At 37.4% G+C, this 18,230-nt stretch carries 21 protein-coding genes and 1 tRNA gene; 15 read left to right on the plus strand and 7 right to left on the minus strand.

What is annotated here, in order from left to right; translation table 11 throughout:
- Positions 1-269 precede the first annotated feature (269 nt).
- The 3 genes from AC1Z3T_RS10380 to AC1Z3T_RS10390 all read left to right on the plus strand — a co-directional run bounded on the left by AC1Z3T_RS10380 (position 270) and on the right by AC1Z3T_RS10390 (position 1,328).
- Positions 270-737 (plus strand): hypothetical protein, encoded by a 468-nt coding sequence (locus AC1Z3T_RS10380; RefSeq protein ID WP_483396637.1) that lies wholly within the window; start codon positions 270-272, stop codon positions 735-737.
- A complete protein-coding gene (locus AC1Z3T_RS10385; protein ID WP_199958763.1) occupies positions 737-1,042 on the plus strand; it encodes a hypothetical protein in 306 nt (101 codons plus the stop codon). The genes AC1Z3T_RS10380 and AC1Z3T_RS10385 overlap by 1 nt, the downstream gene beginning before the upstream one ends.
- 85 nt (positions 1,043-1,127) lie before the next feature.
- Entirely contained in the window at positions 1,128-1,328 is a 201-nt protein-coding gene (locus AC1Z3T_RS10390) for a helix-turn-helix transcriptional regulator (protein WP_199958764.1), read from the plus strand.
- Here AC1Z3T_RS10390 and AC1Z3T_RS10395 read toward each other — a convergent pair.
- Both AC1Z3T_RS10395 and AC1Z3T_RS10400 read right to left on the minus strand, forming a co-directional pair.
- Positions 1,325-2,557 (minus strand): tyrosine-type recombinase/integrase, encoded by a 1,233-nt coding sequence (locus AC1Z3T_RS10395; protein ID WP_483396638.1) that lies wholly within the window; start codon positions 2,555-2,557, stop codon positions 1,325-1,327. The two genes, AC1Z3T_RS10390 and AC1Z3T_RS10395, sit on opposite strands and share 4 nt — an antisense overlap.
- Positions 2,558-2,726: 169 nt before the next feature.
- Positions 2,727-2,802 (minus strand) — tRNA-Arg (locus tag AC1Z3T_RS10400).
- Positions 2,803-2,989: 187 nt separating this feature from the next.
- Here AC1Z3T_RS10400 and AC1Z3T_RS10405 point away from each other — a divergent pair.
- From AC1Z3T_RS10405 to AC1Z3T_RS10425, 5 genes are all read left to right on the plus strand, one after another.
- Positions 2,990-3,925, plus strand: a complete 936-nt coding sequence (locus AC1Z3T_RS10405; RefSeq protein ID WP_004831679.1) for an ABC transporter ATP-binding protein — start codon at positions 2,990-2,992, stop codon at positions 3,923-3,925.
- On the plus strand, positions 3,922-4,695 hold the full coding sequence (locus tag AC1Z3T_RS10410) for an ABC transporter permease (protein ID WP_100884796.1): 774 nt from the start codon (positions 3,922-3,924) through the stop codon (positions 4,693-4,695). The genes AC1Z3T_RS10405 and AC1Z3T_RS10410 overlap by 4 nt, the downstream gene beginning before the upstream one ends.
- Positions 4,695-5,519: an NADPH-dependent 7-cyano-7-deazaguanine reductase QueF gene (gene queF / locus AC1Z3T_RS10415; protein ID WP_009586505.1), complete on the plus strand. Its 825-nt coding sequence runs from the start codon at positions 4,695-4,697 to the stop codon at positions 5,517-5,519. The genes AC1Z3T_RS10410 and queF overlap by 1 nt, the downstream gene beginning before the upstream one ends.
- A 17-nt stretch (positions 5,520-5,536) precedes the next feature.
- A complete protein-coding gene (locus AC1Z3T_RS10420) occupies positions 5,537-6,187 on the plus strand; it encodes a hypothetical protein (RefSeq protein WP_100884795.1) in 651 nt (216 codons plus the stop codon).
- A gap of 257 nt (positions 6,188-6,444) precedes the next feature.
- Positions 6,445-6,732, plus strand: a complete 288-nt coding sequence (locus AC1Z3T_RS10425) for a hypothetical protein (protein ID WP_100884794.1) — start codon at positions 6,445-6,447, stop codon at positions 6,730-6,732.
- Between the two features lie 264 nt (positions 6,733-6,996).
- Here AC1Z3T_RS10425 and AC1Z3T_RS10430 read toward each other — a convergent pair whose 3' ends face one another.
- Positions 6,997-7,179 (minus strand): hypothetical protein, encoded by a 183-nt coding sequence (locus AC1Z3T_RS10430; RefSeq protein WP_042085764.1) that lies wholly within the window; start codon positions 7,177-7,179, stop codon positions 6,997-6,999.
- Between the two features lie 447 nt (positions 7,180-7,626).
- On the opposite strand from AC1Z3T_RS10430, the gene rodA reads away from it, so the two are divergent.
- From rodA to AC1Z3T_RS10465, 7 genes are all read left to right on the plus strand, one after another.
- The gene (gene rodA, locus AC1Z3T_RS10435; protein ID WP_100884793.1) at positions 7,627-8,769 is read left to right on the plus strand and encodes a rod shape-determining protein RodA; all 1,143 of its coding nucleotides are present in this window, start codon (positions 7,627-7,629) and stop codon (positions 8,767-8,769) included.
- A 33-nt stretch (positions 8,770-8,802) separates the two neighbouring features.
- Positions 8,803-9,804, plus strand: a complete 1,002-nt coding sequence (gene mltB / locus AC1Z3T_RS10440; protein ID WP_004831688.1) for a lytic murein transglycosylase B — start codon at positions 8,803-8,805, stop codon at positions 9,802-9,804.
- A 285-nt stretch (positions 9,805-10,089) separates the two neighbouring features.
- Positions 10,090-10,701 (plus strand): septal ring lytic transglycosylase RlpA family protein, encoded by a 612-nt coding sequence (locus AC1Z3T_RS10445; RefSeq protein WP_004831690.1) that lies wholly within the window; start codon positions 10,090-10,092, stop codon positions 10,699-10,701.
- A 212-nt stretch (positions 10,702-10,913) separates the two neighbouring features.
- Entirely contained in the window at positions 10,914-12,077 is a 1,164-nt protein-coding gene (locus AC1Z3T_RS10450; RefSeq protein WP_100884792.1) for an MFS transporter, read from the plus strand.
- A 192-nt stretch (positions 12,078-12,269) separates the two neighbouring features.
- Positions 12,270-14,057 carry an amidohydrolase gene (locus AC1Z3T_RS10455; protein ID WP_100884791.1) on the plus strand — a complete coding sequence of 596 codons (1,788 nt, stop codon included), beginning with the start codon at positions 12,270-12,272 and terminating at the stop codon, positions 14,055-14,057.
- A gap of 19 nt (positions 14,058-14,076) precedes the next feature.
- Positions 14,077-14,847: a DUF4850 domain-containing protein gene (locus tag AC1Z3T_RS10460; protein ID WP_100884790.1), complete on the plus strand. Its 771-nt coding sequence runs from the start codon at positions 14,077-14,079 to the stop codon at positions 14,845-14,847.
- 134 nt (positions 14,848-14,981) lie between these two features.
- On the plus strand, positions 14,982-15,428 hold the full coding sequence (locus tag AC1Z3T_RS10465; RefSeq protein WP_004831696.1) for an Mpo1 family 2-hydroxy fatty acid dioxygenase: 447 nt from the start codon (positions 14,982-14,984) through the stop codon (positions 15,426-15,428).
- Between the two features lie 51 nt (positions 15,429-15,479).
- Here the strand turns inward: AC1Z3T_RS10465 and AC1Z3T_RS10470 are convergent, their stop codons facing one another.
- From AC1Z3T_RS10470 to AC1Z3T_RS10485, 4 genes are all read right to left on the minus strand, one after another.
- Positions 15,480-15,794 (minus strand): AzlD domain-containing protein, encoded by a 315-nt coding sequence (locus tag AC1Z3T_RS10470; RefSeq protein ID WP_100884789.1) that lies wholly within the window; start codon positions 15,792-15,794, stop codon positions 15,480-15,482.
- Positions 15,791-16,537 carry an AzlC family ABC transporter permease gene (locus tag AC1Z3T_RS10475; RefSeq protein ID WP_100884788.1) on the minus strand — a complete coding sequence of 249 codons (747 nt, stop codon included), beginning with the start codon at positions 16,535-16,537 and terminating at the stop codon, positions 15,791-15,793. Before AC1Z3T_RS10475 ends, AC1Z3T_RS10470 begins: the two co-directional genes overlap by 4 nt.
- Before the next feature lie 125 nt (positions 16,538-16,662).
- The gene (locus AC1Z3T_RS10480) at positions 16,663-17,484 is read right to left on the minus strand and encodes an AraC family transcriptional regulator (RefSeq protein ID WP_100884787.1); all 822 of its coding nucleotides are present in this window, start codon (positions 17,482-17,484) and stop codon (positions 16,663-16,665) included.
- Positions 17,485-17,619: 135 nt separating this feature from the next.
- Positions 17,620-18,168 (minus strand): DUF3465 domain-containing protein, encoded by a 549-nt coding sequence (locus tag AC1Z3T_RS10485; protein ID WP_004831702.1) that lies wholly within the window; start codon positions 18,166-18,168, stop codon positions 17,620-17,622.
- Between the last annotated feature and the right edge of the window lie 62 nt (positions 18,169-18,230).

Here is an 18,230-nt window from a genome sequence, read left to right on the forward strand (position 1 = left end):
TAAATCCTTCAGATTAACATCCTACCATTGGTAAGAGACAAGTTGCTAATTGTAATCGTAAAACAATCGCCATTGCTACACACATCACTATCAAAAAAGATTTTAATCAATTAGCCAAAGAATAGGAATATAAACATAAGTAAAAAAGTTTATTTTTATAAACATATGTATTGACCAATAAAGTTTAGTTTACTAAACTAAACTTTATAAATTAATTGAAGACACACAAGCTTTAAATCAAGAGTGTTCTTCGTCAGAGCAAGTGAATTATGAACACAAAACCACATTCCATCAATCCCACTCTTACACATCGCGTACAGCCGCTTAACCGCTTCAAAATTGCTATAGTGTCTGGATTATTGACAGTCGGTGCTATCGCTCTTGCGTACGATCAAACAGCGACTCCATACAAGCCACCTGTTGCTATTCCAAACGTCATGCCATCCACGTATAACATTGATGCCTTAAAACTCACCTCAGACACCTCAGGCATAGCTGTAATTAAATTAGATAGCTTCCTACTTAAAGTAAGTTTTGATTTTGATACTCGTCCAGACAATGACGGTGTTCCTGGTACTGAATTTACAGCAATAGACATTACCAATCTCGCGATAGATGAAATCACGGATGTAAATGGTAAAGACTGGAATGACTTCACAGATTACAACGATCACAGAAACATCAATCAAATGATTGTGTCTTATATCGAGCGTAACAAACTTGTGGAGGCAAAATAATGATTTCAACCACCCCAAATAAAACTGAATTCATCAGCAATGAAAACGGTGAATTCCGTATGCGTATCTATTCTTCTGAGTACATTCAAAAAAATGGTGAGATTTATCGAGTGAGTAAATCCGGCTATCTATTCCTCATTGAATTTGCGGAACATTTAGAAAAGCCCTGGATTAGTCTTAGTTTTGAAAAAGAGCGCAAATTCCAAAAGCGCAAGGCTTTAGCAATTGGTTTAAAAAAATCACATATCCCCTCTTATGAACGTCGTACTTACAAAAAACGTATGGGTTTGATTGGGATCCATTAATAGGCAATTTGATTAAGCAACTTGAGTATAAAGTTTCAAACTGAAATTTTTAAAGACGAAGATAAATTAAAAAACGAGTGAATTTATGAACCGTAGAGAAAACTTGATGGACGATCCATTATTAAAAACATCAGAAGTCGCAAAACTTACTTTTAGTCGAAATACGATCGACAGCAAATTAAAGAAAGGTTTATTTCCACAACCTGATTATGTAGACCCTGAAAGTAAATACCGCTACTGGCGACTTTCCACTATCAATAACTTCTTTAGTAAAAAGGCTTCTTAGGAAGCCTTTAATTTATCTATATAGTCAGACCAAGCCTGCATCATTTCAGCACGTTCTTCTAAAAACTTGGTTCTGTTATAAGCACGACCATGCATATCACGTACTTGATGGGCTAACTGCTGTTCTATTCGTTCTACAGTAAACTTTAACTTTTCTTCTAATAATGTTCGAGCGATTGCACGAAAGCCATGCCCTGTCATCTTGTCACGATCATAACCCATTCTTCGTAAAGCCATATTAATTGTCATGTCCGACATTGGGCGTGTTTTACTCGAGATACTTGGAAAAAGTAAATCAGACTTATAACAGAATGGTTTTAACTCTTTAAGTAACTCAATAACTTGATCGGATAAAGGAACGATATGTTCAACACCTGTCTTTTTCATAGTTTTAGGTGGTGTATAGGACCAAGTACGTTCTTCAAAATTTATATCCGACCATTTAGCATGACGTAACTCACCAGTACGCACAAAAACATGAGGCAGAATTTTTAAAGCGAACTTGGTGTGGACATAACCCTCATATTGCTCGATGTCTTTTAATAGTTGACCAAAGTCTTTTTCTTCAACCAAAGCTGAATAATGTTTAATTTCTCTAGGCTTAATCGTCCCAATTAAATCATGTGCAACATCACGCTCACAAAAACCCAATGAAACGGCGTACCTGAAAACTTGAGAGGCTTTTGATCGAATTCTATGTGCTGTTTCTATTGTGCCTTTTGCTTCTGCTTTACGAATGACTTTAACCAGATGCTTAGCTCTTATCTCAGAAATCGGCATCTCTCCGAATTCTTCATATAAATAGTTATAGATCCGTTCATTTCTAACGGCTGTCGCAGGCGTTAAGACTTGTTTGGTTTTAAATTCTTCAGCAATTTTTCTAAATGTATTTTCGTGGCTAATTTTAGCTTCTTCTAAAATGTCATTTCGATAAGTTTGAGGATCAATATTTTTTGAAATTAATGCTCTGTACTCTTCTCGTACTCCTCGAGCTTCAGCCAAAGTAATTTCAGGATAATTACCAATGGCTAAAGTATTTCTCTTTTTAGAGATTGGACGAGTATAGTCAAATCGCCAAAGTACAGCGCCAGAAGTACGGAAAATTAGATTTAATCCATCACCATCAGACAAACGTAAATCTTTGGCTAATCCACTGTTTATATTGGCTTTAAATTGTTTTTGCGTTGCTTTAATCTTCGAATCCGTTAACGGCACTACTTTCTTTGGCATGGCTTTTTGCGTTACAAATTTTGAGTTTTGATTATTGTAACGCAACCTGTACTGCAAAACATGCGTTACAACTATAAATTACTTTGGGATAGTTTGAGTAGACTTTAAGATATTTTCTTATACTTATTAACAACTTAATGCATCTTTCTATAGGTTTATGCAACCAATTTGGTACGCCCAGCGGGACTCGAACCCACTCCACAGGCTTCGGAAACCTGTACTCTATCCAGTTAAGCTATGGGCGCTTAAATTGAGATGGCACATCATAACAAAAAAAACCGTGAGGTAAAGCATTTATAAAACAACTCTTTTCATTGATGATCATGCTTTAAACAATGTTCTATATTTGCAATGTAGAATTCCGTCTAACTTACTTGGTTTATTCAAAAAGATCGCTCACAATACACACTCCTGAAACCATGTGAGAATTTCATGACTGATGCCTTGACGTTAAGAGATTTATCGAAAACCTATAGAAATGGATTCCAAGCACTCAAAGGAATCAATCTAACTGTTCCAGAAGGAGAGTTTTACGCACTTTTAGGACCGAATGGTGCAGGTAAATCTACAACAATCGGTATTATCAGTTCCTTGACACGTAAAACTTCAGGAACCGTAGAAATTTTTGGACACAACCTAGATACCCATCCATCAAATGCAAAACAATGTTTAGGTGTCGTCCCTCAAGAGTTTAACTTTGGTCAATTTGAAAAAATCTTTGACATCTTAGTGACCCAAGCAGGTTATTACGGTATTCCTCCAAAAATTGCACAAAAACGTGCAGAAGAATACTTAGAAAAACTTGGATTATGGGAAAAACGTAATACTCAAGGTCGGATGTTATCTGGTGGGATGAAACGCCGCTTAATGATTGCCCGTGCCATGATGCATGAACCGAAACTTTTAATTTTAGATGAGCCAACTGCTGGGGTAGACATTGAGCTGCGTCGTTCAATGTGGGACTTTCTCACTGAAATGAATGAAAAAGGAACGTCTATTATTTTAACCACACATTATTTGGAAGAAGCTGAAATGCTTTGTCGCCAAATCGCGATTATTGACCGTGGTGTGATTAAAGAAGACACCTCAATGAAAGCCTTTTTAAATCAACTCAGTGAAGAATCATTTATTTTTGATTTGGAATATCCAATCGAGCCCATCACTGTTGACATCATCGGGGTTAAATTTAATTTAATTGATCCAATGACACTAGAAGTCACGATGGACAAAGCACACGCTTTAAATGATTTATTCCAACTTTTAGAAGCTCAAGGTATTCGTGTACGCAGTATGCGTAATAAATCGAATCGTCTAGAAGAACTCTTTGTTAAAATGGTGGAGAAAAACCTGCAAGGAGCAGCACAATGAATTTTAATCAACTGCAAATTGCACTTTACACACTGGTCTTAAAAGAAATTCGCCGCTTTATGCGAATCTGGCCACAGACACTATTACCACCCGCCATTACCATGAGTTTGTACTTTGTGATCTTTGGTAATTTGGTTGGTTCTCGTATTGGTCAAATGGGTGGATTTAGCTACATGCAATTCATCGTACCCGGTCTGATTATGATGGCTGTAATTACCAACAGTTATGCCAACGTCTCTTCAAGTTTTTTTAGTGCCAAATTTCAAAAAAGTATTGAAGAGCTTATCATGAGCCCAGTTCCATTACACATGGTTTTATGTGGTTATGTGATTGGCGGGGTATGTCGTGGTGTACTTGTCGGTGCGATTGTCACTGCCATGAGTATGTTTTTCACTGACCTTTATATACATAATATTTTCGTGACCATATATACGGTGATTGTGACCTCACTATTGTTCTCTTTGGGTGGTTTTATCAATGCTGTATATGCAAAATCTTTCGATGATATTTCAATTATTCCAACCTTTGTATTAACACCACTGACTTATCTTGGTGGGGTATTTTACTCGATCAGTGCTTTAAGCCCATTTTGGCAAAATCTCTCTTTAGTTAACCCGATCGTATATATGGTTAATGCTTTCCGTTTTGGAATTTTAGGTCATAGTGATGTCAATGTTACTTTGTCTTTAATCATAGTGACACTTTGCTGTGGCTTACTCTATGGTATTGCTTACTATTTACTTTCTCGTGGTTCAGGAATGCGTGAATAATGTCTGTTGAACAATCTTTATTGGGTAAAGAAACCAATTACCCGACTACCTATCAGCCTGAAATTCTTTTTCCAATTTCACGTGCGCAAGCACGTGAACAATATGCTGAAGTTGAAGGCATATATCAAGGTCAAGATTGGTGGCATGTTTTCGAAATTTCTTGGCTAAATGCTAAGGGAATTCCTCAAGTTGGGATTGGGCGTATTGCACTCCCAGCAACATCACCGAATTTGATCGAATCTAAATCACTCAAGCTGTATTTTAATAGCATGAACTTTACTCAGTTTGATTCCCGTCAAGCTTTTATCGATACTGTTGAAAAAGATTTGTCTCAAGCAGCGCAAGCACCTGTCACTTTAACGTTGTTTCAAGTGGATGATTTAGACATTACCAAACCGACAGGTATTTGTATTGATGATCAAGAACCTGACCGTCTGGTCAATCATCCAGATGCTAGCCTTTTGGAATTCGATCAAAACACTTCAAATACAGATAAAAATGTTGAAATTCAACTATTTTCACACTTATTAAGAAGTAACTGCCCTGTGACAGGTCAACCCGATTGGGGAACTGTTTTTATCCGTTATCAAGGTAAAAAACCTTGTTATCGTAGTATTTTAGCTTATATTATCTCCTATCGTCAGCATAACGGTTTTCACGAACAATGCGTGGAACAAATTTTTGCCGATATTTGGCAAAATTTAAAACCAGAAAAGCTGATGGTTTATGCAACATATACACGCCGTGGCGGTTTAGATATTAATCCGTGTCGTGTATCTGATGAATCATGGATGCCAAGCCCAATTCGATTGGCGCGACAATAAACATTGAGGTTGAACACATGCCTTTTTTTGGTTTTGTACCTTCTGAAGAACTACTCAAGAATATTCAGACAGGTATCGAGAAAAAAAACTCTAACGAACCACTCTATCCTTTACGTGATCAAACAGCCTTACTTATCAATGAAGAAATTATTGATACGCTTTTGATTGAACTTGTTCGTCGTTTCCCTGCAAGCGACAAACGAGACACTGCGGAAAAACTCGCGGGTTATGTCAAATCAACCGTTGCTGTATTACTTAAACAGTTATTAAGTAAGGCAGACAATGATGTGGTTCGCCAGTCTGTAGATTTTTCAGAACGTAGTCTATTTAAAGATCCGCAAGGTCAATATCAGGTTGGGGTTAACTTAGATCCTAATTTGGTTATTAACCTAAAAAATAGCTTTGCTGAAGTTCAAGCCAATGGCGATGTCAATCGTGCCGTTTTAGCAGAGCAATTTAAACAGTTTGCTGATGCAACTACCAACCACTTTATGCGTGACTTTAATAAAACCCTAGATTTAGGAATGATTAAACGTAAAGCAGCAGATATTGGTGCAGCGGCTGTAGGTAAAGCTGTACATATCGCAATTGATAAATTGATTCCTAATTTAAATAAGGATGAAATTGCAGCAGTTGCAGAATATTACGACACTTTATTTTTTAATTGATCAATAAAATTTAATTGATTGTTTAAAATAAAAAATGCCCTTTTAATCAAGGGCATTTTTCTAAAAACCATTGATCAATTTGATCTATTTTTTAAAAATAAGAAATACTTAAATTCGCTAGAAATTAACTTTTGATTTTCTTTACAAAACAATCAAAATGATAAATAAAATAATCAGTAAATTTAATATGCTAGTATTGTAATTCATTAATCAGTAATTCTACTAATTAGATCAATTAAAAATGGAAGTATTACCTTATGGATGAATCTTTTAAATATTTATATACACACATAGGTACTTTTGGATCTTTGCCCACCCATAAAGTCTACATCAATCATACAACGGATCGCAGTAAATTAATTTTTGCTGATAATACCTATACCTATAGTTCAGTGTCATTTTGGGCTTTGAGAAACTCAGATTTTGATAGTGGGAAAATGGACTGGAAAGAAGAATCTTCCATATATTTAGAAGATGAGATTAAAAAATTAGCAATTTATAAAGCTCAACACCCCTTATTTGTAACTGAATCGCCAATTGAGTAGGTTTAATAAAATACATCTGTTATATTGAGTACGATCGAATCCGTAAGCGAAACGGTAGTGTTTAAGTTGTTATAGGAATAGCGTATTCCCTTCAAAAGCAAGTTTCAAAACTTAAACAGTTAACGCTGAGCATGAGACCGCAACATGCCGATCAAAGAGCCTACTATAATAAGTAGGTTTTTTATTAGAATTTCGAATGAAGATATTTTTTAAACAAAAAAAACTTATCATGAATCGATAAGTTTTATAAATCAGACACTAAAACTATTTGGAAATTTGTGGCTCATTTGTTTTAACCTCTTTAATTTCCTTAACTTCTTGATCAGGATGCGGTGGAGTTACACCAGTACTTGGTTTTGGCACATCCTTAGAGGGGGTCTGCTCATCATCTTTTTTAGTTCCAGCATTCGCCTGAGTTGTATTTTGTGAAAAGCTTTTGAATGACATTATCGTCTTCTTAAATAATAGAGTGAGTTTTGATCATAGTCTTCATAAATAATTGTTATGAGGTAATTATGAGAGTGAAATGTGTATATCTGTTCGGTTATATCTCTTTATATCGACAAAATGTGTCCATTTTAATTCAAATATTTTTTATCCAAATGATCTTAATAGATATTTAAATATAACTAAATTAAAGTGAAATACATTAAAGCAACATTTAAATCAATAAGGTATTTACTTTTGACAATGTGGAATAAAACCACTAACGCTTAGCAAAATGTTAAGACTTGCATTTTTCATGATGCTTATTGAACCGAATTTTATAGAAATTAAAGAAAAGTAACTTATAAATATACAGATAAATATTTTGTTGCGAAGTATTGATATTCATTGCCTTCGGGGGGGATTGTGATAGCATGCGCAAAACATGTTTTCGTACAAAATAGACCAATGGCACCAAGCTCTCAATATAAATTTTTACGGCATTCTCCTCGTGATGGTTTAAGCACCGCTACGCTCCCTTCTCGTTGGCAAAGACTACATATTGACCCTTGGTTGAGTTTATTTCTCATTTTAAATGCATTACTGGGCTTAACCGTGCTTTATAGCGCATCGGCACAGGATATGGGGTTGGTTTCCAAACAAGCAATGAGTTTTGGGATCGGTTTCTTAGTGATGTGCGGTTTAGCCCAAGTCCCACCCAAAGTTTATCAAGCGTTCGCACCATATTTTTATCTTTTTGGTTTGGTCTGTCTGGTTGCAGTTAAGCTATTTGGTGAAGTGCGAATGGGCGCACAGCGTTGGATTGGTATCCCAGGCTTCGGTAGTGTACAACCCAGTGAGTTCTTAAAAATTGGTATGCCCTTAATGATTGCTTGGTTTTTATCACGTAATCCACTTCCACCAAGCTTTAAGAATGTCGTTTTGTCATTATTGATGATCGGTATACCTTTTATCCTAATCGCTGAACAGCCTGATCTAGGGACATCACTGTTGATCTTAGCCAGTGGGATTTTTGTGCTGTTTCTCAGTGGGCTTTCATGGAAAATGATTTTAGGTGCAGTTAGCGCAGCTGCTGTAGTTATTCCAGTGGCTTGGGAGTTTTTACTGCATGATTACCAACGACAGCGTGTTCTCACCTTATTTAATCCTGAAGCTGACGCCTTAGGCACAGGCTGGAACATCATTCAATCTAAAACGGCGATTGGCTCAGGCGGATTTATGGGCAAAGGCTACTTAGAAGGGACTCAATCACATTTACACTTTTTACCAGAAGGTCACACTGACTTTATTATTGCTGCATTTTCGGAAGAATTTGGTTTGATTGGTATTCTACTACTCATCACTATCTATTTTTGTATCATCTTTAGAACCTTTCAAATGAGTCTACAATGCTTTCATAATTTTGGACGTTTGGTTGCCGGTGCTTTTGCTTTGTCATTTTTTGTTTATGTATTTGTAAATGCAGGCATGGTCAGTGGTATTTTACCTGTAGTCGGTGTACCACTACCCTTTATGAGTTATGGTGGCACGGCAATTATTACTTTAATGGCCACTTTTGGCATTGTGATGTCGATCCATACGCATCGTTAATTTTTTATCATAAATAATTAGGAAATATAACCTATGCTTACTTTTGGGCTTTTACAGAAGGTTAAAAATATCACTTTCTGTGCGGCAGCATTTTCACTGACCAGTTTTTGTCAAGCCAATGATTTTGCCAGCAACCCTGAATACAATAATTTTAAAGCCAGAACTATGCAAACATACGGCTTAAGTGCAGAACAGATTGATTGGGCAATGAATGGTTCACGCAATTTACCGAATATCATCAATATCATGGAACGCCCAGGTGAAAGCAAGCCTTGGTATCAGTATAAGACTAACTTTTTAGCCGAAGGCACTATTCAGCGTGGCGTGCGTTTCAAACAACAATATGCAGATACCCTAAATCGCGCAGAACAGCAGTTTGGTGTGCCTCAATCGATCATTTTGGGCATTCTAGGGGTTGAAACAGGTTATGGCTCGAATAAGGGCTCATTTATCACCCGTGATGCACTTGCTACACTGGGTTTTGGTTATCCTCGCCGTGCTCAATATTTTCAGGATGAATTAGGTGCCCTTATTGCATGGTCATATAAAGATGGTGTTCCAACCAACTCGATTGTTGGTTCCTATGCAGGTGCTGTAGGCTATCCGCAATTTATGCCAAGTAATGTGTCTAAGTTTGGTGTTGATTATGATGGTAATGGTCATGTCGACTTGCGTAACTCTGCTGTAGATGCAATTGGTTCTATTGCTAACTATCTTGCTCAGCATGGTTGGCAACGCGATCAACCGATTGCATTTTTAGCGCGATATACAGGAAACAATCCTGATGCAATCATTGCCAAAGATTTAACCCAACCTGTTCCTTATGGTTCACTGAAAAATTTAGGAATTTCTCCATTAAACCCAATTGTTAAAATTGATGATTTAGACTTGGTCAATATTATTCAGTTACAAGACACAAATGGTCCTATTTATTATATTACTTATCCTAATTTTCAAGTGATTACCACATATAATAGAAGCCGCATGTATGCCACCGCTTTATGGCTTTTAGGCACTGAAATTGTAAGTCGATGAGACTTACAATTTCCTTTAGATAGAATAAGTCAAGAAATATTTTTGTTAATTTGATCACATTATATACTTTTTAAATAAATTGTTACAATATTGATTATTTTCTAATCAAAACCTGTAAGAATTTGTCCTTTTTGTAACGGTTTCTTAAATAATGCTAGACACGTTTAATGCAGCTTGAATATTATCCTTTCCGTTAAATGCAGTTGCAAAAGTGAATTTACAGACCTCTATGGTTAATTTTCAGCGACTTAGAAAGTTAAAATTGAGGTTCCAAGGAGTTAAACGATGCATGCTTCACTCAAATATGTGATGGCCCTGACCATGGGTCTGAGTATGACGCAAGTCAACTCAGAAATGGTTCAGTCATCATATTTAAATAATGATTCGGATAGTTCGAGTCTAGCTTCTCGTGTGATTAGCAAGGATTCAACAAATTTCAATTCTCATTTTTCAAACCTAAACAGTTTGTCAATTACTGAACGTTCTGGCGACCAAGTCCGTCGTCAAACTATTGCAGCAAAGATTCAAGTTCCTGAAGATGAGCCTTCAGTAATTGATAAACTTAATGAAGTTGCTTCTAATACAGTTCGCAAATTTAGCCAAACTGGTGTTGCATCTTGGTACGGTCGTCAGTTCCACGGTCGTAAAACTGCAAGTGGTGATACATTCGATATGAATGATCTCACAGCAGCTCATCGTAGCCTGCCATTAAACTGCTTTATTCGTGTAACCAATAAAGACAATGGTAAGAGTGTTGTGGTTAAAGTTAACGATCGTGGTCCATTCCATGGTAATCGTGTACTCGATCTCTCTTATGGCGCTGCGAAGCGTTTAGGTATTACAAATTCAGGAACGGCACGTGTTAATATTGAACGCGTAGACGGTCCAAACTCGTAAATCACTGCATGCATTTAACAAAAGCCACTTTCAGTGGCTTTTTTATTATCACTTGAAAATACTCATGTCCGAATTGCCCCCTTATTTTTTTAATTATTCCCCTTTTCTTTAAAATTTTTTCCAATCAAAATTAAAATTCAATGAGCACAGGAAGTGTTCGAGAACATATCCAAAAAAAAGCAAAAATCTAAAATTAAGCAAGTGAGTCCAGCATGGAAGCAAACCATAAGATCCACCGTATAGATCATCGAATACTCAGCAGAACACACAAAGTGATTGCGCTCGGGTTTGCGACACAAGGACTTGGTTATGCCACAGTCATGACTGCTCTCCCCACGATAAAAGACCGATTTAAGTTAACTGAAGACCAGTTAGCAATGATCATTCTAGGAGTCTGTATTGCCGCAGCACTCGGTTCAATTTTAGCCGATCGTATTGCGGTTAAACTTGGGTCACGACTTGCCATTGTGACTGGTTTTATTTTTGAAGCCATTGGAATAGCAATTGCTGCATTTAGCCCAAATGTGATGCTGATGATTGCGAGCTTCTTAGTGTATGGGCTTGGACTAGGCTGCTTAGATGCAGCACTTAATATGCAAGCCGTCATGATGGAACAACGACTTGGGAAAAGTGTTTTTGGCGGTTTCTTTGCTTGCTATACAGCGGCTGCATTTTTAGGTGCATTGATGATGTCAGCCACTGTTTCAACCCCACTTGGCGCAACGACAGCATTATGCATCGCTGTGGTGATTGCATGCATCACCTCGCATTTGTCTAGAAACTGGTTATTTCAGCAAAAACAGTGTGCAGAATTAAATCCACAGCAGAAGCCAGCCATCCCATATCAACAACTACTTATTTTTGGGCTAATTATCCTAATTGTATTTACTGTCGACTCCGCAATCAGTACTTGGAGCTCCATTTATCTCAAAGATGTTTTAGCAAGTTCAGCAACGATTGCTCCTTTAGGTTATGCAGCTTATCAAATTGGAATTTTACTGACGCGATTAAGTCTTGATTATTTGCTGCGATTTAAAACAGCCACATGGGTTGCATTAGTCACAATCCTGATCGGAGCATTTGGATGTGTATTATCTGGAATAAGTCATTCACTCGTTACCGTAATCATTGGTTTTGCGCTGGCTGGTGTCGCCGTAGGCGCATTGGTCCCACTGACCTTTTCCGCCGCAGGTCGTTTAGATGAAAATCGACGAGATGAAATTATTGCCCGAGTTAATATTTTTAATTATGGCGGTGCTGTTGCAGGTGCAGTTATTGTTGGCTTACTTGCAACGCCTTTTGGTTATGCCCCATCGTTTATTGGTTTGGCATTTGCTTTGCTGGGCATCCTTTATTTTAGAAAAAGACTGGTTTAATCTGTATCAATTCTAATCTTACATTCATAAAAGTGACTAAATAGCCCAGTTTAAATATGTGAAAAGTAAACATCATTTCTATACTTAGCATGAAATCTTTGTTAATTTAATTCTTATTCTATACGCTATTTTGAATTCAATTGTAGCGACGTATATTCAATTCTAACAATACAAAAACTAGGGTGATTCACTATGTTGCAACTTAACCCATCCCAGCTTGTTCGATTTATTGCTCCTATCATCTGCATCAGTAGTTTTGGCTTGCTCAGTGCTTGTACCAACATCGCTCAATCAGATCCCACAAAATCTCAAACTGTAACAACTTCCCTTCCACAAGCCAGTACACTTTTTTATGGTGGCTCGATTTTGACCATGCAAGGGATGTCACCACATTATGTAGAAGCATTGTTTGTCAAAGATGGAAAAATTGTCTTTGCAGGTGATTTAAACCAAGCACAGAAACTCAAACAAAAGAATACTCAAGTAATTAACTTAAAACGTCATACTCTACTCCCCGGGTTTATCGATGCACATAGCCATTTAAACAGTGTGGGTTTACAGCAAACTGTTGCTAACCTCTATCCAACACCAGATGGCAATGTATCCGATATCCCCTCTCTGATTCATGAACTTTCCTTGTGGCAACAAAAAAATCCTGATTTTATTAAGGCAACCTCAGGATGGATTATTGGCAATGGCTATGATGATGCGCAACTGAATGAAAAACGCCACCCAACCGCTGATGATTTAGATTTGGTTTCGACCAACCATCCTATTATTGTCTTACACCAATCAGGTCATTTAGCCTCAGTCAATCATAAAGCGCTTGAGGTTTTAAACATCAATCAGAATACACCTAATCCAACTGGAGGGATTATTCGCCGTAAAGCAAATTCTCAAGAACCCAATGGCGTACTTGAAGAAGCTGCCGTTTTCTCAGCAATGGCAACTGCTTTTAGTCAAGTGCCACCTGAGATCATGCAAAATATGGCAAAAACAGCGCTCAATACCTACATCAAAAATGGCTATACCACCGTACAAGAAGGTCGTGCTGATCACGGCACAGCTGAATTGTGGCGAAGTTTTGCCGCCATCAACCAATTAGATATTGATGTTGTGGTTTATCCCGACATCATGAATGAAAAAGACTACATGCTTAAAAATGGCAGCAGTCTAAATTACCAAAATCATTTTAGAATTGGCGGGGTAAAAATCAGCCTAGATGGTTCTCCTCAAGGCAAAACTGCATGGCTCACTCAGCCTTATCTTGTTCCACCAGAAGGCAAAAGCAAAGATTATCGAGGTTATCCTGCTTATCCTGATATCAAACAAGTTCAAGATGCAATTAATCTTGCTTATCAGAATCACTGGCAAATTCTTGCACATGCCAATGGAGATGCTGCAATTGATCAATATTTAACAACCATTGAAAAAGCAAATACTCAATATGGATATGCAGACCGCCGTAATGTCATTATTCATGCCCAAACCATGCGTGAAGATCAATTAGATCAAGCCAAAAAACTTGGACTGATTCCATCATTCTTTTCATTACACACCTACTATTGGGGTGATTGGCACAAACATGAAACGCTTGGCGCAGAACGCGCTAACCGAATCTCCCCAACTGGATCTGCTTTACGCAAGAATATGATTTTTACTGAACATCATGATGCGCCTGTTATTCCACCCAAGAATATGATGGTGATTGATGCCACTGTGAATCGAACGACCCGTTCTGGAGATGTTTTAGGTGAAGATCAAAAAGTCAGTCCCTATATTGCTTTAAAATCAGTGACTGATTGGGCTGCATATCAGTACTTTGAAGAAAAAAATAAAGGTACTTTAGAGCAAGGAAAATTGGCGGACCTTGTACTTTTAGATCAAGACCCTTTAAAAGTCCCTTCTCAAAAGATCAAAGACATTAAAATATTAGCGACCTATAAAGAAGGTCGATTGATTTATCAACGCCCTCAATAAAGATCAAAAAGGATAAGTCATGCTCAAGCAAAAAATTTTAATCATGATTTTATTCCTGCTCAGTGGTTTTGCTTATGGCGATATTTCCATATTCAAAGCCACTTTTCCAGCGTTGAAAAATAACAAAGCGCCACATCAACAACACCACATCGAAAAGCTGCCAGCGACCAGACTTAATCATGATGTTTTTGTCGACACGTATATTGCTGCCATTCCCAATCCATTTAACGATACTGGCTTTTATAAAGACGATTCCATATGTAACAACAAAACCCAAGCTGTGAAGTGTCAATTTAATTATCAATTGTCCACAACACAGGCTAAAAATTTCAAAATTATCTTGTTACCTGGTATTGGTCCCGTACTCATCCCTAAAACATGGCAGGTCATCAGTACAGATTTAGGACCTTCTGGTGTCGCTTATGCTGTACTCGCAAGTCCTCAAAAAGATGAGGCGATCACAATTTACAATTCATCTGCTTGTGTTGGCTGTGCCATGCACAGTGCCAGTTTATATTTTCCAAATGTTCGAAAACTCAGTCTAGCCAATGAGTTTGGTGCTATTGAGGACAAAAATCATCTATTAAAGATCGTCAGAGTGAACAAAAACAAAGTTTATTTTAGTTATCAGATTCCCAACCACAACGCACATACACATGGTATCGCCTACTATAGCGATGAAAGTGACGGTAATGACATCACCAACTTTCAAGAAATCAAAGTCACGCTCAAACCGCAACACCAAACTTGGGCACGTGATATCTTAAATTTCTATCAAAGCACGCATTAAAATAGGTCGACTAGAACAATCGGAATTGATTTGGTCAGTCGGATTTTGACCTCAAGCCAATTCTGAATTATATTATTTTCAGGAAAATTAAAGCTAGATGAACAATAAAGCCAACCATCTGCATGGAGCGCCAAATGAAAAACATTACTGAATGGTTTGATGAATATAGTGAAAGTCATCAAAACAAAACCAATAAAGCCATCCATTGGGCCTGTGTTCCTGCGATTTTATTTGCCATCATTGGAATCCTTGCACATTTTAGTGCCTTGCTTACAGCCCTTCTTTTAGTGCTTACACTGGTTTTCTACACCCGCTTAGATATTGTGCTTGCTGTCGCGATGACCGCATTGATTGCTGTCATGGCATGGGTGATCTACCTGCTTCCTGTTGGCGTTGGTTTTTATATTGGCGTGTTTGTTTTGGCATGGATTGGACAGTTTTATGGGCATAAAATTGAGGGTAAAAAACCATCATTTTTTAAAGACCTTCAATTTCTCTTGATTGGTCCTGTATGGTGCATGGATGCATATCTAAGTAAAGTACTGCCAAAATGGAAAACACGCCAAAAACTGGCTTTTTAAGGCAAATACGTTGAGGGGAAATTCCGCACTGACATTCCCCTCCATTTCCTGTCAATTGAATAAATAAAACAAACCATAGAAACACAGTAGACTTAGACCAAGATTGACTAAGATTTTTTTAGAAATCAGCGCTAAAACAATACATATGATCGCTGTTAAAAAATAAGCATCTAAAGGTAAAGCTCGCAATTGTTGATCATTAAAGAACACAATCGGTGCACAAATGGCGGTGAGTAAACAAGGTGCAGAATACTGCAACATATTTTCAATCCGATGCGGTAACTTAAATGCAACTTTGGGTTCGAGAAAGAAATAACGATTTAGAAATACAATAAATGCCAAGCTTAGTAGCAATAACCATGTCATTGTTGAACTCCTAAGCTTCTAAGTTTTGTCAACTTTGCTGCACACATCGCACTCAACATGCCAAAAATTCCTGACAATACAATACCACCTTCGAATTGAAGATATTTAAAGATACAGGCAAAGATTAAGGTAAAAATCACTCCAATCAAGGTCGCTTTGTTTTTAATCATTGGCACAATGATGAGAATAAATACCGCAACAATCGAAAAATCGAGATGTAAACTTTCTAAATTAGGTATCGACTGTGCCAACAAGATGCCAAATAAGCTAAATAAACACCATGCTAAATAAAAACATAAGCCAGCGCCAAATAGATAAGCGAAGGTTCGTTGCTTATTTTCCCCTATTCCTACTGCAAATAATTCATCGGTTAACAGAAAGCCGATCACCAGTCTCTGTCTAAAAGAAAATTGAGTTACATCCTTACGGAAGTTCAAGGCATAAATTAAATGTTGACTGGTTAAGAAAAACACCGTAATAAAAATGGTCCAAACCGAAGCCCCCGCCATAACCAAACCCAAACTCACCAGTTGAGCAGCACCTGCAAATACAACAGCTGACATCGAAAAAGCCTGAGCAAAGGTCAATCCTGCGTTGATTGCCATCGAACCTGCTAGAATCCCCCAAGGTAATACAGCGATTGATAGAGGCAAAATATCAACAACACCACGTAAAAATGCTTTTTTATTCAATTCGGATTGCGATTGAATGTCAGTAGAACAAGGTTCAAATTGATGACTCATTGATTAAATCCAAAACCACGAATAGGATGAGTATCTTCAAAAGCAGTGGACGTGGCTTGCATGAAATTGCTGCTTTATTGCTGTTCTAAGGATTTCTTATGACGTTTAAAAGATGTTGAACTAGGCTAAATATTCAAAGTGCTTAAATATTGGAAAGGTGTTACGCCCATGGCCTTTTTAAAATGTCGATTAAAATGGCTTTGATCTGAAAAGCCACAATTTTGTGCTGTCATTGCGATCGTATAACCTTGTTTTAATAATTGCCGTGCTTTATGCAAACGGACTTGTACCAACCAACTGTGTGGCGGCAACCCTGTATACTTTTTAAATTCTCGCAAAAAGTGCCAAGGACTCAATCCTACAGTTGCAGCCAAATCAGTCAAAGAATAATCTCGCTCAGGAAAAGCATTCAATAAATCTTTGACAATTTCAACTTTACGTTGTGCCTCAGGAAGCTCTGCGGGTGTTAACTTTGCTCGACCATAGCGACTGATTAAACGAGCCAAAGTTGATAAATACAGACTTTCCTTGAGCAACGTATTTTCTTTTTGTTCTAATAGATCAAACAATAAGGTAAATTGTTGTGCCAAACCAACATCGTGAACAACAGCATAAGGAAACCAAGGCACACTATTTTTGACACTAAAAAAATCTTGTCCTGCATCAAGTAACATTTCGGGTGTTGGATAAATTGCTCGGTATTTCCAACCCGACTCAACCGCAGATGAACCTGTGTGAATTTCATCTGCATTGACTAAAATAATGTCACCTTTCGGCGCTGTATGTAACTGCCCTGTTCGATAAAAACTTTGCGCACCATCTTCAATCACACCAATACAATAACCTTCATGCACATGCTTTGAAAATTGCTTATGGTGATACTGTGCTTTTAACAACTCTAATCCACCTAATTCTTTAAGGTGGAAATAGTTTGCCCACTCCTGCATGTTTTCGATTCAAACGCCTTCTGATGGCTTAAAAATAGCACGATTAGAAACAAGGTATAGAACAAAATTGCTGTCGAAATCTGAATAGAATAACAATCAACTAAATTTTATAGAACTGAATGAACAATGCACTATTTATTGATAGGTTTTTCCATCATGCTTTAACCAACCATCTTCATGGCGGCGACTTGGATCATGATGTGTCCAATGAATCACACCACCTTGATTACTGTATTCATACTCTCCAAAAAACTCAACACGATCGCCTTTACGTAAATGATCAATTCGTGGTGCTAAATCAATATTATGTGCGACCAAGACAGTTAAACCGTTATCCAATGAAAGTATGAATTTTTGATGACGTGAACCTTGAGTATCGTCACGTAATATTGCTTTTACTCGCCCTTCCGACTGAACTTGAACATTACTCAACTTTCCATCAAAAGCTTGACGAATAACCGTTAACCCTTGCTGATTTTGACTATTGTTTGACTGCGTGTTTTGAAAATTTTGCTGATCACTTGATTTAGAATCAAATTGTGCAGCACGATTGTTTTGATCTTGGGAATTAACTTGAGCTTGCCCAGTTGATGCCTTGTTTTGTTGGTTTAGGTCAATACCAAAATAAGCAGCAACAATTACAGCGATTGCAGCACCAATACCAAGTTGCGTTTTGTTTGCCATTAAGTTTTAGTCTAAGCAATATGAATAATAGAGATTATAAAAGAATAACGCTCATCATTTGT

The organism is Acinetobacter sp. B-6, from assembly GCF_056930735.1.

Excerpts from the sequence above, each read along its gene's own strand:
- AC1Z3T_RS10405 (WP_004831679.1), top strand. The coding sequence starts at position 2,990 with ATGACTGATGCCTTGACGTTAAGAGATTTATCGAAAACCTATAGAAAT.
- AC1Z3T_RS10380 (WP_483396637.1), top strand. The coding sequence starts at position 270 with ATGAACACAAAACCACATTCCATCAATCCCACTCTTACACATCGCGTA.
- AC1Z3T_RS10485 (WP_004831702.1), bottom strand. The coding sequence starts at position 18,168 with ATGGCAAACAAAACGCAACTTGGTATTGGTGCTGCAATCGCTGTAATT.
- AC1Z3T_RS10425 (WP_100884794.1), top strand. The coding sequence starts at position 6,445 with ATGGATGAATCTTTTAAATATTTATATACACACATAGGTACTTTTGGA.
- AC1Z3T_RS10475 (WP_100884788.1), bottom strand. The coding sequence starts at position 16,537 with ATGAGTCATCAATTTGAACCTTGTTCTACTGACATTCAATCGCAATCC.
- AC1Z3T_RS10465 (WP_004831696.1), top strand. The coding sequence starts at position 14,982 with ATGAAAAACATTACTGAATGGTTTGATGAATATAGTGAAAGTCATCAA.
- AC1Z3T_RS10470 (WP_100884789.1), bottom strand. The coding sequence starts at position 15,794 with ATGACATGGTTATTGCTACTAAGCTTGGCATTTATTGTATTTCTAAAT.
- mltB (WP_004831688.1), top strand. The coding sequence starts at position 8,803 with ATGCTTACTTTTGGGCTTTTACAGAAGGTTAAAAATATCACTTTCTGT.
- AC1Z3T_RS10460 (WP_100884790.1), top strand. The coding sequence starts at position 14,077 with ATGCTCAAGCAAAAAATTTTAATCATGATTTTATTCCTGCTCAGTGGT.
- AC1Z3T_RS10420 (WP_100884795.1), top strand. The coding sequence starts at position 5,537 with ATGCCTTTTTTTGGTTTTGTACCTTCTGAAGAACTACTCAAGAATATT.
- AC1Z3T_RS10430 (WP_042085764.1), bottom strand. The coding sequence starts at position 7,179 with ATGTCATTCAAAAGCTTTTCACAAAATACAACTCAGGCGAATGCTGGA.
- AC1Z3T_RS10445 (WP_004831690.1), top strand. The coding sequence starts at position 10,090 with ATGCATGCTTCACTCAAATATGTGATGGCCCTGACCATGGGTCTGAGT.
- AC1Z3T_RS10395 (WP_483396638.1), bottom strand. The coding sequence starts at position 2,557 with ATGCCAAAGAAAGTAGTGCCGTTAACGGATTCGAAGATTAAAGCAACG.
- AC1Z3T_RS10410 (WP_100884796.1), top strand. The coding sequence starts at position 3,922 with ATGAATTTTAATCAACTGCAAATTGCACTTTACACACTGGTCTTAAAA.
- queF (WP_009586505.1), top strand. The coding sequence starts at position 4,695 with ATGTCTGTTGAACAATCTTTATTGGGTAAAGAAACCAATTACCCGACT.
- AC1Z3T_RS10390 (WP_199958764.1), top strand. The coding sequence starts at position 1,128 with ATGAACCGTAGAGAAAACTTGATGGACGATCCATTATTAAAAACATCA.
- AC1Z3T_RS10385 (WP_199958763.1), top strand. The coding sequence starts at position 737 with ATGATTTCAACCACCCCAAATAAAACTGAATTCATCAGCAATGAAAAC.
- rodA (WP_100884793.1), top strand. The coding sequence starts at position 7,627 with ATGGCACCAAGCTCTCAATATAAATTTTTACGGCATTCTCCTCGTGAT.
- AC1Z3T_RS10455 (WP_100884791.1), top strand. The coding sequence starts at position 12,270 with ATGTTGCAACTTAACCCATCCCAGCTTGTTCGATTTATTGCTCCTATC.
- AC1Z3T_RS10480 (WP_100884787.1), bottom strand. The coding sequence starts at position 17,484 with ATGCAGGAGTGGGCAAACTATTTCCACCTTAAAGAATTAGGTGGATTA.
- AC1Z3T_RS10450 (WP_100884792.1), top strand. The coding sequence starts at position 10,914 with ATGGAAGCAAACCATAAGATCCACCGTATAGATCATCGAATACTCAGC.